This is a genomic window from Hyphomonas sp. L-53-1-40, assembly GCF_000682775.1.
In the GTDB taxonomy this organism is placed as follows: Bacteria; Pseudomonadota; Alphaproteobacteria; order Caulobacterales; family Hyphomonadaceae; genus Hyphomonas.
In genome coordinates, this window is the sequence record NZ_AWFI01000001.1 from 636,433 (window position 1) to 652,092 (window position 15,660).

The following is a 15,660-nucleotide window of genomic DNA, read 5'->3' on the forward strand; positions in this document are numbered from 1 at the left end:
AATCATGTCAGAACCCTTGCTACATTTGCAGGACATAAAGCGCGTCTACGGACGGGGTGACGCAGAGGTCCGCGCCCTTGATGGCGTCGACCTGACCATTCGCGAAGGCGAGTTCGTTGCAATTGTCGGACAGTCGGGTTCCGGCAAGTCGACTTTGATGAACTTGCTTGGTTGTCTCGACCGCCCGACCTCCGGAACCTACCGCATTCATGGGCAGGATGTGTCCGAGATGGACGCCGATGCACTGGCCTCCTTGCGCAGGCGGACATTCGGCTTTGTGTTTCAGCGCTATAATCTCCTCGCCAATGTCAGCGCATCGGAGAACGTGGAGATACCTGCGGTCTATGCCGGGATTCGCCAATCGGAACGGAAGGCTCGCGCACAGGAATTGCTCGGTCGGCTTGGCCTTGGCGGGCGCGAGAAAAGTCGCCCCGGTCAATTGTCCGGGGGACAGCAGCAACGTGTGGCTGTTGCCCGAGCTCTGATGAATGACGCCGAAGTCATCCTTGCGGATGAGCCGACGGGAGCGCTCGATTCCGGCACGAGTGAAGAACTTCTGGAATTGCTGGAAGAGCTGCATCGCTCCGGCCGCACAGTCATCCTGATTACCCATGACCAGGAAGTCGCTGAACGCGCAGACCGCACGATTGAAATTCGCGACGGCAAAATCATTTCCGATTCCGGTTCAGTAGAGCGGTCTCTGGAGTCGTTTGAGCAACGCGCCGTGAAATCCTCCCCATCCTTCTTTCTTCAGCTTACGGAATCCATCAAGACGGCCTTCAGGTCATTGCGCGCGAACCTGTTTCGCACCGCACTGACCTTGCTGGGCGTGGTGATCGGCGTTGCGGCGGTGGTCGCAATGCTGGCGGTCGGGCAAGGTAGCCAGCGCGAGGTTATGGCGCGGTTTGAGGACATGGGCGCGAACCTGCTCTTCGTTCAGCCGGGGGGGGACCGGGGCGCGCGAATGCGCGGTGATGCCATCGCAACCCTTTCACTCGTAGATGCTGAGAGATTGGGAGAATTGGACAATGTCCTGGCTGCGGTGCCATCGCGGTCCGGATCCGCAACATTGCGACGAGGAAGTAATGATCATCGTGGCTCCGTGGAGGGGGTTTCGGAAGACTGGTTGCTCGCGAACACTCGCAATATTGAATACGGCTCCTTCTTCACGGCTGAAGATGTCGACCGACGCGTAGGTGTGGTTGTGCTGGGCACGACGACCGCGGGGGAATTGTTTGACAATGTCTCGGAAGCCGTCGGCGAGTATGTCTTCCTTGCGGGCGCACCATTTGAGGTCGCTGGCGTACTCGAGGAAGAAGGTGCCAGCTCATTCGGCCGTGATCAGGATGATATCGCGCTTATTCCCATCACGACCGGCATGATGCGCGTGTTCGGCAGTTCCTACCTGTCGAGTGTAACCATCGCCGTGGAAGACACGGGCGTTATTTCCACAACCGAAACCGAAGCAAACGAACTGCTGCTTCAACGCCACGGCACACAGGATTTCCGTATACGAAATACGGCATCGATCCTGGAGTCCGTTCAGGAGACACAGAATTCGTTCTCGATCCTGCTAGGCGCGGTAGCCTCTATTTCGTTGCTCGTCGGCGGTATCGGTGTGATGAACATCATGCTTGTCAGCGTATCAGAACGCACGCGCGAGATCGGTGTGCGCATGGCAACGGGTGCGCGTCGGTCTGATATTCTTGTCCAATTCATTGTGGAGGCCGTCGTGGTCTGCGCGCTGGGCGGTGTGATCGGTATTCTTTCGGGCTTTGCGATTTGTGCAATCCTCGCCAATCTCGGCACCAGCATCGCGGTTACGCCCATGCCGGCGATCCTCGCCTTTTCAACAGCTTTCCTTACCGGGTTCGTGTTCGGCTTCCTGCCGGCGCGCAATGCCTCGCGGCTTGATCCGGTCCGGGCCCTTGCGGCGGAGTAATCATGACCAGACGTCCTCTTCTTCCCTTCAGTCTGCTTGTCGTCCTTGCCGGATGTACCACGACGCAATCGTCCGATATGCCTCTGCCCTCGGTTGAGCTTCCGGCGTCCTATGAAACCTCAATGCAGGCGGAAACAGAATTGTCGGCCACAGGGCTCTGGTGGTCGACTTTCGGCGATGAATCATTGAATGCATTGGTCAGCACCGCACTCACACGGAACAAATCACTCGAAGCTGGACTTGCCAATGTCACCTCTGCACGCGCCGCGTTGCGTGTTGCCGATTCCAGCGCCCTGCCATCTGTTTCGGCTGGGGCGTCAGTTTCCACCGACAGTGATTCCGACTTCAGTGATTTTTCTCGCAGTGCCCGGTTGTCGGCCAGCTATCAGCTCGATCTGTTTGGCAGTGTTGCAGCGTCACGAGATGCCGCAGGTGCCAATCTTGAATCGGCTGAGTTCGCGCAAAGAGCGCTTGAGCTGAGTGTTGCATCTGATCTGGCAGCGAACTATTTCGACCTTCAGGTTGCGCGTAAGCAGTTTGAAGTCGCGCAAGACAATCTGGAAATTGCCGAGCGTATCTTCGAAATCGTGCAGGTAAGGTACGATGCGGGCGAGATTTCCGGATTTGATTTTGCCAGCCAGGAAGCTGCATTGGCCAATTCGCGTGCGCAACTCCCGCAGATCGAGCAGCAGATACTCTCTCTGCGGACGGCGATTGCGATACTTGTAGGGCAGGTGCCGCAAAGTTTCGAAGTGTCCGATGTAGATCTTTACGAGACTGGCTTGCCAGTACCGGAAGCAGGCTTGCCATCTGAGCTTCTGGTGCGCCGCCCGGACTTGCTGCAGGCCGAGGCGGATCTGCGGGCGGCGCAGGCCAATGTGCATATTGCGAGAGCAGCCATGCTGCCAAGTGTCGATCTTGGCGCGGGCGTGACGACACTCCTGACCTCTATGTCTGATCCGACCGCCAGTCTTTCGGCGGCACTTGCGCAGACTGTGTTTTCTGGGGGAGCGCTGGAGGCTCAGCTCGACAGTGCCAAAGCGCGAAGGGAGGCGTTGCTGTCGAATTATGAGCAGGCCATTCTCAGCGCGTTACGCGATGTTGATGTTGCGCTGTCTGCAATCAATACCAGCGCCCAACGTGAAGAACAGCTCCAGATTGCACTCGTTGCCAGTCGCCGCGCACTGGATTCCGCTGAACTGCGATATCGTGTCGGCACGGACGATTTGACGAGTCTCTTGTCTGCACAACAGAACTATTATTCTGCAACGCAAAGCGCCCTCGAGGCGCGTCGGGACCGGTTGGCTGCGGCCATTGATCTCTACGTCTCAGTGGGAGGCGGGTTCTAACCCCCTCAGCGCCAGCTGAATTTGGCCGGGCGCTTTGCGAGGAAGGCCCTGTAACCTTCCTGGAAGTCCTCATTCTCGAAGCTTTCCAGGAACAGGGCTTTCGCTTCAGGACTATCGTCTCGCCAGCCCATCTTGATCGCATCGAAGGTGCGCTTCATCGCGCTATGTGACCAGAGAGAATTGGCTGAAACCTGGCGCGCCGTTTCTCGCGCCGATTTCAAGGCTGATTTAGGCTCTGCCACATGCGTAACCAGACCGATACGATGGGCCTCGTCACAATCAAACAAACGACCCGTCAGCAAGATGTCCTTGGCGGCCGGAACACCAACGGTTTCTATCAAGCGCCGCGTATCGTTCACTGGATATACAAGCCCCAGCTTCGCCGGAGGTATGCCGAACTTAGACTCCGGACTGGCGATGCGAATGTCTGCCGTCAGAGCAAGTGCGACGCCGCCACCCACGCAAGCGCCGTTGATCGCAGCGATGATCGGCTTTGAGCATTGGGCGAGACATGTAACCGCATCGGAAATCAGGTTTGCCGAACGCTTTGCGCTTTCGGGCGTGGCATAGATCGTTTCGAACTCCGAAATGTCTGCGCCCGCCGCGAATGCGCCTGCCGTTCCGCCGTGCATGATCACGCATGTGACTTCAGGATCGGCCTCCAGCTGCTTCACCATGCTGGGGATTGCTGCCCACATATCACTCGACAGAGCGTTGCGGCGTTCGGGCTTGTTCAGGATCAGTTCGCCAATCCCATTACTGACCTCGATGCGGATGCGTTGGGAAGTCATGCTCAAATCCTTCAGATGTGTCCTGTTGGACAATTTCTGTATGCGAGCATTGGCTGTTCGGCCACCCCGAGCCGGCCTTCTGAACAGTTGTGGGAATTGACGCAGCGCCGAGTGTCTCTTTAGGTGCGGGCATGGCCCACCGCAAAGACCTCCTGACCGCAATTCGACAGATTACGCGTGCGATCGACCTGAATTCCAAGCAATTGGCGAAAACGACCGGCCTCACGGCGCCGCAACTCATTGTATTGCAAACCTTGTCCGGTGCCGGATCGGTCAAGCCATCGGAGATCGCCCGCGAAGTGCATTTGTCCCAGGCGACGATCACTTCCATCGTCGATCGATTGGAGGCAGCGGGCCTTGTCGAACGACAGAAGAACGAAACAGATCGCCGCGCCGTGGATGTCTCGATTACGGAGACTGGTCGCAGAAGCCTCGAAGATGCGCCGGAAGCGCTTCAGGAAGGGTTCCTGAAGCGTTTTGACTCGCTGGAGTTGTGGGAGCAGAGCCTGCTCATCTCATCGGTGCAGCGGCTGGCTGCCATGATGAATGCGGGAAGCCTTGATGCGGCGCCAATCCTGGAGGTTGGGGATTTGCAGAAAGAGGGCTGATCAGCTCTCGGAGACTTCCACCATTGTTTCCTCTTCCGGCTTGTCCCAGAGGAGGTGGCGATCTTCCAGAACAATCAGATTCTCGCGGCTGATGACTGTGCCACCAGTCTGGTAACCGAGCAGTTCTTTCGGTGAAATTTCCGGATGACGCGCGAGTACCATGGTTTCTTCTGACGAGAAGTTGGTCATGCCGCGGGCGATCTCGGCGCCGCTTTCATCATAGACGTGGATCACGTCGCCCTTGAGGTACTGGCCCTGAATTGACTTGATGTCTTCATGCAGGACATGTTCTGGGCTGTCGGCCAGCGTGTTTGCCAACTCGTCACGGATCACGATACTGCCGGCAATCTGAAGGCGATCAGTCAGCCACGTCGCCCAAGCTGAAGCTGGTTTGGTGTGCGCGATGCATTTGGTGTGCGGGCGCTGATTATAGAGAACCGAAGACACGGGCGCGTCGTGTTCCCCATTCGCGATGAGGGTCGTGCATCCGGCATTCTGTGCCATGTTGGCCGCCTGCATCTTGGTGAGCATACCGCCGCTACCGAGACTGCTGGTGCCTTCCGTAACCGCGATATACTCGCTGACATCATGGACTTCTTCGACCAGTTTGGCGCCTGGCTCTTCAGGGTTCTTGTCGTAGAGGCCGTCAATGCAGGTCAGGATCACCAGATGGTCCGCCTGGATCATCTGGGCGACTTTTGCGGCGAGGCGGTCATTGTCGCCCACGCGGATTTCTTCGGTCGTGATCGAGTCATTTTCGTTCACGATTGGCAGAATATCGCCCTGCAACAGGCGGTGGACAGTGTTCTTGGTGTTCAAGAAGCGCTTGCGCTCTTCCATGTCCTGAAGGGTGACGAGCACCTGTGCGATATCGAATCCAAACTCATGGGCAACTTGTTTGTAGGCGTTCAGCAGCAGGGGCATGCCACACGCAGCAGCGGCCTGTTTGTCGCGCAGCCCGGCGGTTTCCGGCTTCTCGTTCAACATGTTCAAACCGAGCGCCACCGCGCCTGACGAACACAGGACAACTTCGTAGCCGTCATTCCGTAATTTGGTGACGTCTTCCAATAGCCGTTGCATGAATGCCCAGCGCGGTGTGAGAAGGTCTGGATTGGCAAGTAGGCTCGATCCGATTTTCACGACGATGCGTTTCTTGGAAGGCAAATTAGGCTCCGGTGGTTGCTTAGGGGCGGACATAAGAAGGTTTGGGTTACGATGCAAATAATTAGCTTACAAAATACCTTCAGACTTTCTTCAAGGTCTCAATACCTAGTCTGAAAAGTCACGAATCAGGGAAATTCGACTATTTTGCGGCATCCGCCGAAAGCTTGAGTTTCTGTAATAGATGGTTTGAATTCTAAACAAATATCATTATCTCGCGGGTCAGGTGAGCAAAGGAATAGTATAGCATGAAGGTACTTCTCGTTGGATGTGGAAAGATGGGCGGCGCGCTTCTGACGCAGTGGATGCGCGCGGTGGAGGATGAGTTCACCATTATCGATCCTTTCTTGGACCAACCTGTGGAAGGTGCCCGTCTATTCAAGGATATCAATGCCCTTGGAGACGAGAAGTTCGATCTACTGATCGTCGCGATCAAGCCGCAAATGGTTGATGAGATACTGCCGGCCTATAAGGACGTGCTCAATCCGGATGGGGCCGTTGCGTCGATCGCTGCGGGGTGTTCGGTACAGCGCCTGCAGACTGCGCTGGCGGGCTATCCGATTATACGGATCATGCCGAACCTCCCATCTGCCATCGGGGCGGGGGTGGCGGGCCTTTACGCCAGCAGCGCGGCAAGTGCCTACCAAAGGGATACTGTCGAAACCCTGATGCAGGCCGCAGGAACAGCTGTCTGGGTAGATGACGAAGACCAGATTGACCGGGTAACCGCCGTCGCCGGCAGTGGTCCGGGTTATGTCTTCGAGATCGCCCGCGCCTATATCGAGGCAGCCAAGGAACTTGGCTTCAGTGACGAACAGGCCAGCGATCTTGTGCTCGGCACGCTGGATGGGTCCATCCGCATGATCCTTGAAACCGGCGACAATCCGGAAAATCTCCGCAATTCCGTCACCAGCAAGAATGGCACGACGGAAGCCGGTCTGAAGGCCCTGAATGGAGACGGAAAGTTGTCGGATCTCCTGAAAGCCACCACCGACGCGGCCTACAAGCGCGCAATTGAGCTGCGCTAGGCACCTGAACACGAACCATGAAGGACGAAACGTGACCACATTGGATTCCCGTTTGAACGCATATATTTCCGGTCTGGGCCAAAATGCCCGCGGCGCCGCAAAGGCACTGCTGACGGCGACGACCGAGCAGAAAAATGACGCCCTTCGCGCATCCGCCAAGGCATTGCGTGAGGCAAAAGCGGACCTTCTTGCCGCCAATAAGGAAGATGTCGACAGCGTCGGCGACAGCCGACCGGACTCCTTCATCGACCGGCTGCGTCTTACCGACGAACGGGTCGAGGCGATGGCAAGCGCCCTGGAACAGATTGCCGAGCTGCCGGATCCTGTCGGGCGGCTGCTTTCGACCACCGAACGCCCCAACGGCCTGACCATTGAGCGCGTGGCCGTGCCAATTGGTGTAATCGGGATGATCTACGAATCTCGTCCGAATGTCGGCGCCGATGCCAGTGCGCTGTGCCTGAAATCCGGCAATGCCGTGATCCTGCGCGGCGGCTCCGAAAGCAAGAATTCAACGCTTGAAATTGTAGCCTGCATGCAGGCTGGGCTCGAAGCTGCTGGCCTGCCGAAAGGCGCCGTTCAGACGGTGGAGACCACCGACCGGAACGCCGTTACTGCGCTGCTGCATGCCGTGGACTATGTCGACCTCGTCATTCCGCGCGGCGGGCGCGGTCTGGTGGAGCTGGTGCGTGACGAAGCCAAGGTTCCGACGCTGCTTCACCTCGACGGCAACTGCCACAGCTATATCCATGCTGATGCCGATATCGAGAAGTCACTCGACGTTGTTCGCAATGCCAAACTGCGCCGCACCGGCGTCTGCGGTGCGACAGAGAGCATCGTGGTGGATCGGGCGATCGCCGAAATTGTCATTCCGCGCTTGGTCAAAACGATGGAAGGCTGCGAATTGCGCGGGGATGTTGAGGCGCGTCGTATTGCGCCCGATCTTGTCGAAGCGACCGACGAAGATTGGTCGACCGAATATCTCGACCCGATTGCATCGGTGAAGATCGTCGGTGGACTTCAGGAAGCGATCAACTTTGTGAGCGAGCACTCCTCCGGTCACACGGATGCCATCCTGACTGAAAATGCCGATGCAGCCCGCCGTTTCATGACCTCCATCGACAGCGCCGTCGTAATGCACAATGCTTCAACCCAATTCTCCGATGGCGGGGAGTTTGGCATGGGTGCCGAGATTGGCATTGCAACGGGCAAGATGCACGCGCGTGGGCCGGTGGGATTGGAGCAACTGACCAGTTTCAAATATCTGGTACATGGCAACGGCCAGACCCGGCCTTGATCTAAATGATACGCGCGGCCACGGGGGGCGCGCTTTTCCGTAATTTTACGAGGACAGCGAGAAATATATGACAATCAGCGTTCCCGAATTGATATCGCTTGGGACGTATTTCGTCCTGATGATGGCCATCGGACTTTATGCCTACAAAACGTCTACCAGCGACGTGTCCGAATACATGCTTGGCGGTCGCAATCTTCACCCAGCTGTCGGTGCCTTGTCTGCCGGGGCCTCTGATATGAGTGGCTGGATGTTGATGGGGTTGCCCGGTGCGATCTATGTGAGCGGCTTTTCTGCAGCCTGGATTGCCGTTGGTTTGGTAATCGGGGCGTATCTGAATTATCGATTCGTCGCGCCACGTTTGCGTATCTATACAGAGATGGCGGATGACTCGATTACCATTCCCGACTTCTTCGAGAAGCGCTTTCACGATTCCTCGCACGCCTTGCGCACAATCTCTGCGCTGGTGATCATTGTTTTCTTCACCGTCTACACTTCTTCCGGCATCGTCGCGGGCGGCAAGCTATTTGAATCCGCCTTTGGCCTGAACTACCAGCTCGGCTTGTTTGTCACCGCTGGCGTAGTGCTTGCCTATACGGTTGTTGGTGGCTTTCTGGCGGTCAGCCTGACGGACTTCGTGCAAGGCTGCATCATGTTCATCGCGCTCATCCTCGTGCCCGTTATCGCATACTTCGTGATTGGTGGGTGGAGCGGCATGGAAAGTGCGATCACAAGCGCGCCTTCGTATGTGGATGCTGACAGTGGAGCTGTTGGTCCGGCGCGTAGTCAGTTTTTCGACATGTGGCCCGAGAGTATGACCGTAGTGGGCCTCGTTTCCCTCCTCGCTTGGGGGCTTGGCTATTTCGGTCAGCCGCACATTATTGTGCGTTTCATGGCCATCCGGTCACTCAAGGACATCAAGACGGCTCGCATTATCGGCATGAGTTGGATGCTAGTGACTGTCATCGGAGCCGTGTTTGTCGGTGCGGTAGGCGTTGCCTATGTCCAGCAACATGACCTCGGCGCGCAGCTGACCGACTCTGAAGCCATCTTCATCCTGCTTTCGCAAATCATCTTCCATCCGCTCGTCGCCGGCTTCCTGCTCGCGGCGATCCTCGCGGCGATCATGAGCACGATCTCTTCGCAGCTGCTCGTGTCTTCCAGCTCGATCACCGAAGATGTCTACAAGACCTTCTTCCGGCGCGAGGCTTCGCAGTCGGAGCTGGTGATGATCGGCCGGATTGCGACGGTTGTGGTCAGCCTCGTAGCCATCGCGCTCGCCTTCGATCCCAACAGCAACATTCTTGATCTAGTATCAAATGCGTGGGCCGGGTTCGGTTCGGCCTTTGGCCCGATCATTTTGCTTAGCCTGTTCTGGCGCCATCTGACGCGTGATGGGGCGCTGGCTGGTATGATTGTTGGCGCGGTTACGGTTCTGGTCTGGCTCTACGTACCGCTCCTGCCAGCTGAGGGCGGTGCAGTGCCGCTCGAAACTCTTGTCTATGCCATGATCCCCGGCTTCCTGCTGTCAGGCCTCGCGGCCTATCTTGTCAGTGTGATTGGCCGCTCGGTGAAGCCGAAAGTGGCCGCCGGGTTTGATGACATGAGCGAGGTGATGAACGACGCCCCCTGATCTGGTGCCGCTCCTCTGACAAAGAGGGGCGGTGACACATCCCGCCTGTCGCGTTAGATAATGATAACGCAAACATTCGGGGACGGCGGTCGCACGGCTGTCGCTTCTCGATACATAAATGGGTCAAGGGTTGTGAAGAATCTGCTGAAGCGCGTCGCTAGTCTGTTCATTTCGGTTTCAATTGGTTTCGGCGTGTTGCCGGCTGTCGCAGAGGATGGCTACGAACTCTGGCTTCGGTATGAACAGCTTGAGGCCCGGCCCGACGACGCGCCGCGCCATGTGATGGCCGCCTGCGCTGAGCCGTCGGAGACGCTTCAGGCTGCGCTTGCCGAAATCGACCGGGCCACGGAGTCCCTGCTGGGGACTGCCCTCAAATCCACGGACAAGCTGCGCAGCCGGACGCTCGTCCTCGCCAGCGCGGACTGCGCCGACGCGATTGATGAGGCGGACCTGCCAACCACTGAAACCGTCGGAGCCGAGGGCTTCGCCCTGCGGGCAACGAAACTGAACGGGAAGCGCGTAACGCTGATCGCTGCACAATCCGACCTTGGCGTCCTCTATGGCACGTTCGACTATCTCCAGCGCATGTCGCGCGGGGAGGCGCTCACGGATCTCGACATCATTTCACGTCCCAAGACCAAGCTGCGCCTGCTCAACCATTGGGACAATCTGGATCGCCATGTCGAGCGTGGCTATGCGGGCCAGTCGATCTGGGACTGGCACCGGCTGCCAGGCTATCTCGACCCGAAATACACCGACTATGCCCGAGCCAATGCATCCATCGGCCTCAATGGAGTTTCGCTGACCAATGTGAACGCTGATGCGACCGTGCTGACCGCGCCATACCTAAAGAAGGTCGCAGCCCTCGCAGATGTTTTCCGGCCCTATGGGATCAGGGTCTATCTGACCGCGCGCTTCTCTGCGCCGATGGAACTGGGCGGGCTCGACACAGCCGATCCACGCGACGCCGAGGTGCAGGCCTGGTGGCAGGCCAAGGTGGACGAGATATATACCCATGTGCCGGATTTCGGCGGCTTCCTCGTGAAAGCGAACTCCGAAGGCCAGCCCGGCCCACAGGATTATGAGCGCAGCCATGCCGAAGGCGCGAACATGCTGGCCACCGCGCTTGCCCCGCATGAAGGCATCGTGATGTGGCGCGCCTTCGTCTATTCGGCCGAAGAACCCGAAGACCGCGTGAAGCAGGCCTATACCGAATTCGTGCCTCTGGATGGTCAGTTTGCAGACAATGTTCTGGTGCAGGTCAAGAACGGCCCGCTGGACTTCCAGCCGCGCGAGCCCTTCCATCCACTGTTCGGCGCGATGCCGGAAACGCCGCTGATGATGGAACTCCAGATTACCAAGGAATATCTCGGCTTCTCCACCCATCTCGCTTATCTGGGCACGCTCTGGGAAGAGGTGTTGTCGGCCGATACGCACGCCCAGGGTGAGGGCACAAGCGTTGCCTCGGTGATCGACGGCGCTGCGCATGAGTACGAGCTTACCGGCATGGCAGGTGTTGCCAATATCGGCAGTGATCGGAACTGGTCAGGCTCAGTCTTCGATCAGGCGAACTGGTACGCTTTCGGGCGACTTGCCTGGGATCCTGACGCCTCCTCTGAGGCCATCGCGCGCGATTGGGTGGAACAGACTCTCAGCCGTGCGCCAGAAGTCGCCGACGAAATTACCGGCATGATGATGGGCTCACGCGAGGCGGTCGTGAACTATATGACGCCGCTTGGTCTCACCCATCTCATGGGAACCGGACACCATTATGGCCCCGCGCCTTGGGTCGATGATCTCGGACGGGCAGACTGGACCCCATATTATTATCACAAGGCCACAAAGGATGCGGTCGGCTTTGACCGGACCGAAACAGGCTCTGGCGCAGTCGATCAGTATGCCGGGCCGGTGGCGCAGGAATGGGCGAGTCTCGACACGGTGCCGGATGAATTGCTGCTCTGGTTCCATCGCGTGCCGTGGGACTACCAATTCTCGAACGGCCAGACGCTCTGGCAGGAACTTGTGAACCGCTATGACCGAGGTGTCAGCGCGGTGGGGGTGATGCAGGCGCAATGGGCGAGCCTGGAGAACGAGATCGATGCCGAGCGGTTCGCGCAGGTCTCGGCTTTCCTCGGCATTCAGCATCAGGAAGCCATCTGGTGGCGTGACGCCTCCATCGCCTACTGGCAGAGTGTGAACGGCCTGCCATTGCCTGAGGGTACAGAGCCGCCCGCGCACGACCTGGCTTATTACAAGAGCCTGTCATTCCCGAATGCGCCGGGGCAGGGTGAATAGGCTAGCTGGTGCCGGTCAGCCGTTCGGCTGAGGTGGCGAACAGATCATCCAGAAAGCTGCTGACGGCGCGCACACGGGTTGTTCCGTGTACATCTTCATGGACCGCAAGCCAGAAGGCGCGCTCAATGCGGACTTCCTCTGGCAACACATGAACGAGGTTCGGATCGCCGGCGGCGATGAAGTGCGGCAGTACGGCAATCCCTGCGCCTTCACGGGCCATCTGCCACTGCGCCACGATTGACGGGCTGCAGAATCGCGGCGTCAGGCCGGGGGCGATGTCTTCGTGATAACGCAGCTGGGTTGAGTAAATGAGGTCGTCGACATAGCCGATGAGATCATGCTCGCTGAGGTCGCTGACGTGTTCGACCGGGCGCGTGCGGGCGAGGTAATCCGGGTGGGCGTACATCTGCAGCACATAGTCAGACATCTTGCGCACCTTCACGCGGCCTGTCTTTGGCCGTGTCAGCATGATCGACATGTCGGCTTCGCGCTTTGGCACGCTGACAAAGCCGGAGACGGCAATGATGTCGAGCCCGATATGCGGATTCTGCGCGGCGAAGTCGGCCATGGCGGGCGCAATCAGGAGACTGCCGAGTCCTTCGGTCACGCCGAGCCGGACGCGTCCGGCGGCGAGCGGGCCGTCATTGTCTGACAGGGCGGCGATCTCTGACGCCGTATGCTCCAGCCCCTCCACCTTGTCAGCCACGGTCTGGCCGACCGGCGTCAGGACATGGCCTTTGGGCGTTCGCTCGAACAATTCGAGGCCCAACTCGGTCTCCAGCCGCCGCAGGCGCCGACTGATCGTGGTCGGGTCGAGCCCGGTACGTGTGGCCACATCCGCGAGACGCGGATGGCGGCTCACATCGAGTAGGAGGCGGAGGTCGTCCCAATTCATCGCTCATTGCCTGCAATTTTGCAGCTCGTAGCTGCGATATTGTCCATTTACCGGAATTTATACGCGCGTTACGGTCCGGTCAAAATCAAAGGGAGTTTGTTATGCGCGAAGTGCACCACTTCATCGGCGGAAAGTCTGTCACCGGCACGTCGGGCCGGTTCGGCGACATCTACAATCCCAATACGGGTGAGGTTCAGGCTCGCGTTGCGCTGGCGACCAGTAATGAAGTTTCACAGGCCATCATGAATGCGTCCGAGGCGTTCCCGGCCTGGTCCATGATGAACCCCCAGCGCCGCGCGCGGGTCATGTTCGAATTCAAGCGCCTGCTGGAAGCCAATATTGATGAGCTGGCCGAGTTGTTGTCGGCCGAGCATGGCAAAGTGGTCGCGGATTCGCGCGGTGACGTGCAGCGCGGCATTGATGTTGTCGAGTTTGCCTGCGGCATCCCGCATTTGCAGAAGGGCGAGTATACCGAGGGCGCGGGCCCCGGTATCGATGTCTACTCGATGCGCCAGCCTCTGGGCGTGGTGGCCGGTATCACGCCGTTCAATTTCCCTGCCATGATCCCGTGCTGGATGGCCGCCGTGGCGATTGCCTGTGGCAACACCTTCATCCTCAAGCCGTCCGAGAAGGACCCCTCCGTGCCCATGCGCCTCGGCGAGCTGTTTCTGGAGGCCGGCGCCCCGGAAGGCGTGCTCAATGTGGTCAATGGAGACAAGGTGGCGGTTGACGCCATCCTCACCCACCCGGACATCAAGGCCGTCAGCTTTGTCGGGTCATCCGATATCGCACAATATGTCTATTCCACTGGCACAGCACACGGCAAACGCGTGCAGGCCATGGGCGGGGCAAAGAACCACGGCATCATCATGCCCGACTGCAACATGGAGCAGGCGGTAAAGGACATTGTCGGCGCGGCCTACGGCTCGGCGGGCGAACGCTGCATGGCGCTGCCGGTGGCCGTCACCGTCGGCAAGAAGACCGGCGACGAGTTCGTGGAGCGCATGGTGGACGCCGCGCGCAACCTGAAAGTCGGCATCTCGACCGATACGGATGCGCATTATGGCCCGGTCGTTTCGGCCGCTCAAAAGGCCAAGGTCGAAAGCTACATCCAGATGGGTGTCGATGAGGGCGCAGACCTTGTGCTCGACGGTCGCGGCCTGCAGTTGCAGGGCAATGAGAACGGATATTTTATTGGCCCGAACCTGTTCGACAATGTGAAGCCTACGATGCAATCCTACAAGGAAGAGATTTTTGGTCCGGTGTTGCAGGTTGTGCGCGCCGAGACGCTGGAAGAGGCCGCCGCGCTGCCGAGCAATCACCAATACGGAAACGGTGTTGCGATCTTTACCTCGAATGGCCGCGCCGCGCGCGAGTTTGCCGCGCAGGTCAATGTCGGCATGGTAGGTGTGAACGTGCCGATCCCGGTGCCGGTCTCGTATCACACGTTTGGGGGCTGGAAGCGGTCGGCCTTTGGCGATACCAACCAGCATGGCCCGGAAGGCGTGCGTTTCTGGACAAAGATCAAGACCGTCACCCAGCGCTGGCCCGAAGGCGACATTGGCGATCAGGCCTTTATCATTCCGACGATGGGATAGAGATTTGAAGAAAGCCGCCTCGCTAGTTTTCCGATTAGGTATCATCGCTGCAGTCGCTGGCTTTGCCGTGTTTGTGCTGGGATGGATGGAGCGCGATAGCTGTGCAAGGGGCGGCGGGCTATGGCTGAAAGCTTCCGAAGAATGTGTTTGTACCCATTTCCTGCGGGGCGAGTATGCCGATACGCCAACACCTGAACAGATAGCGCACCGAATGGAATGCGAGCTGAAACCCACTGCTTCTGATTGGATTGAATGATGAGCACTTACGACACGATCACTTTTGAACATTCCAACCGCATTGCGCTGGTCACGATCAACCGGCCCGACAGCCTCAATGCGCTGAACCAACAGGTCATGGCAGAAGTTGCCGACGTCTTTGCGCGCATTGACCGCGACAAGGACATTGCCGTCAGCGTGCTGACCGGCGAGGGCCGCGCCTTTGCTGCCGGTGCCGACATCAAGGAAATGCTGCCGCAAAGTTTTTCCGACATGTATGTCGAGGACTTCTTCGGCCTCTGGGATCGTTTCGCAGCATGCCGCAAGCCGGTGATTGCGGCGGTGAATGGTTTCGCGCTCGGCGGCGGCTGTGAGCTGGCGATGATGTGCGACATGATCATTGCCTCGGACAAGGCGAAGTTCGGCCAGCCGGAAATCAAGCTGGGCGTCACGCCCGGCATGGGCGGTTCCATCCGCCTGACCAAGGCCGTCGGCAAAGCCAAAGCCATGGACATGGTGCTCACCGGCCGCATGATCGACGCCGCTGAGGCTGACCGGATCGGCCTCGTCTCTCGCGTAGTCGAGCATGACGCGTTGATGGATACGGCCATGGGCGCGGCGAAGGAGATCGCGGGCTTCTCCATCCCGTCCATCATGGCGGCCAAGGAAATGGTCGGCCGCGCGCTGGAAGTCTCCACCGCTGAAGGCGTAAAGTTCGAACGCCGCCTGTTCCAGGGCCTGTTTGGAACCGCAGACCAGAAGGAAGGCATGGCCGCCTTCACAGAGAAGCGCGCGCCGGACTTCAAGGACAAATAAGCCTGCACCGGAGTGCATAAACACCGCGCCGCAAGAG

The 15,660-nt window shown here is 58.6% G+C and carries 13 protein-coding genes; 10 read left to right on the plus strand and 3 right to left on the minus strand.

What is annotated here, in order from left to right; translation table 11 throughout:
• Positions 1-4: 4 nt before the first annotated feature.
• Together L53_RS02995 and L53_RS03000 are read left to right on the plus strand one after the other, a co-directional pair.
• Complete coding sequence (locus L53_RS02995) at positions 5-1,942, plus strand: MacB family efflux pump subunit (RefSeq protein WP_034811374.1); 1,938 nt, start codon at positions 5-7, stop codon at positions 1,940-1,942.
• Positions 1,943-1,944: 2 nt separating this feature from the next.
• Positions 1,945-3,291 carry an efflux transporter outer membrane subunit gene (locus L53_RS03000; RefSeq protein ID WP_034811377.1) on the plus strand — a complete coding sequence of 449 codons (1,347 nt, stop codon included), beginning with the start codon at positions 1,945-1,947 and terminating at the stop codon, positions 3,289-3,291.
• A gap of 5 nt (positions 3,292-3,296) precedes the next feature.
• Here the strand turns inward: L53_RS03000 and L53_RS03005 are convergent, their stop codons facing one another.
• Positions 3,297-4,082 (minus strand): enoyl-CoA hydratase/isomerase family protein, encoded by a 786-nt coding sequence (locus L53_RS03005; RefSeq protein ID WP_034811380.1) that lies wholly within the window; start codon positions 4,080-4,082, stop codon positions 3,297-3,299.
• A gap of 131 nt (positions 4,083-4,213) precedes the next feature.
• On the opposite strand from L53_RS03005, the gene L53_RS03010 reads away from it, so the two are divergent.
• Positions 4,214-4,690 carry a MarR family winged helix-turn-helix transcriptional regulator gene (locus L53_RS03010; RefSeq protein WP_034811382.1) on the plus strand — a complete coding sequence of 159 codons (477 nt, stop codon included), beginning with the start codon at positions 4,214-4,216 and terminating at the stop codon, positions 4,688-4,690.
• On the opposite strand, the gene proB is transcribed toward L53_RS03010, so the two are convergent.
• Entirely contained in the window at positions 4,691-5,854 is a 1,164-nt protein-coding gene (gene proB, locus L53_RS03015; RefSeq protein WP_034811392.1) for a glutamate 5-kinase, read from the minus strand.
• A 245-nt stretch (positions 5,855-6,099) separates the two neighbouring features.
• Between proB and proC the strand changes: the two genes are divergently transcribed.
• From proC to L53_RS03035, 4 genes are all read left to right on the plus strand, one after another.
• The gene (gene proC, locus L53_RS03020; protein WP_034811395.1) at positions 6,100-6,879 is read left to right on the plus strand and encodes a pyrroline-5-carboxylate reductase; all 780 of its coding nucleotides are present in this window, start codon (positions 6,100-6,102) and stop codon (positions 6,877-6,879) included.
• Positions 6,880-6,919: 40 nt separating this feature from the next.
• Complete coding sequence (locus tag L53_RS03025) at positions 6,920-8,173, plus strand: glutamate-5-semialdehyde dehydrogenase (RefSeq protein WP_156947816.1); 1,254 nt, start codon at positions 6,920-6,922, stop codon at positions 8,171-8,173.
• A gap of 67 nt (positions 8,174-8,240) precedes the next feature.
• On the plus strand, positions 8,241-9,803 hold the full coding sequence (gene putP, locus L53_RS03030; RefSeq protein ID WP_034811400.1) for a sodium/proline symporter PutP: 1,563 nt from the start codon (positions 8,241-8,243) through the stop codon (positions 9,801-9,803).
• 141 nt (positions 9,804-9,944) lie between these two features.
• Complete coding sequence (locus L53_RS03035) at positions 9,945-12,098, plus strand: alpha-glucuronidase family glycosyl hydrolase (protein WP_369794151.1); 2,154 nt, start codon at positions 9,945-9,947, stop codon at positions 12,096-12,098.
• A 1-nt stretch (position 12,099) separates the two neighbouring features.
• On the opposite strand, the gene L53_RS03040 is transcribed toward L53_RS03035, so the two are convergent.
• On the minus strand, positions 12,100-12,993 hold the full coding sequence (locus L53_RS03040; RefSeq protein ID WP_034811401.1) for a LysR family transcriptional regulator: 894 nt from the start codon (positions 12,991-12,993) through the stop codon (positions 12,100-12,102).
• A gap of 101 nt (positions 12,994-13,094) precedes the next feature.
• Here L53_RS03040 and L53_RS03045 point away from each other — a divergent pair, with 101 nt between their 5' ends.
• Genes L53_RS03045 through L53_RS03050 form a run of 3 tightly spaced genes read left to right on the plus strand, consistent with a single transcriptional unit; the run spans position 13,095 to position 15,623 of the window.
• A complete protein-coding gene (locus tag L53_RS03045) occupies positions 13,095-14,591 on the plus strand; it encodes a CoA-acylating methylmalonate-semialdehyde dehydrogenase (protein WP_034811403.1) in 1,497 nt (498 codons plus the stop codon).
• A gap of 4 nt (positions 14,592-14,595) precedes the next feature.
• Complete coding sequence (locus L53_RS16940) at positions 14,596-14,847, plus strand: hypothetical protein (protein WP_156947795.1); 252 nt, start codon at positions 14,596-14,598, stop codon at positions 14,845-14,847.
• A complete protein-coding gene (locus L53_RS03050) occupies positions 14,847-15,623 on the plus strand; it encodes an enoyl-CoA hydratase-related protein (RefSeq protein ID WP_034812059.1) in 777 nt (258 codons plus the stop codon). The genes L53_RS16940 and L53_RS03050 overlap by 1 nt, the downstream gene beginning before the upstream one ends.
• Positions 15,624-15,660 lie beyond the last annotated feature (37 nt).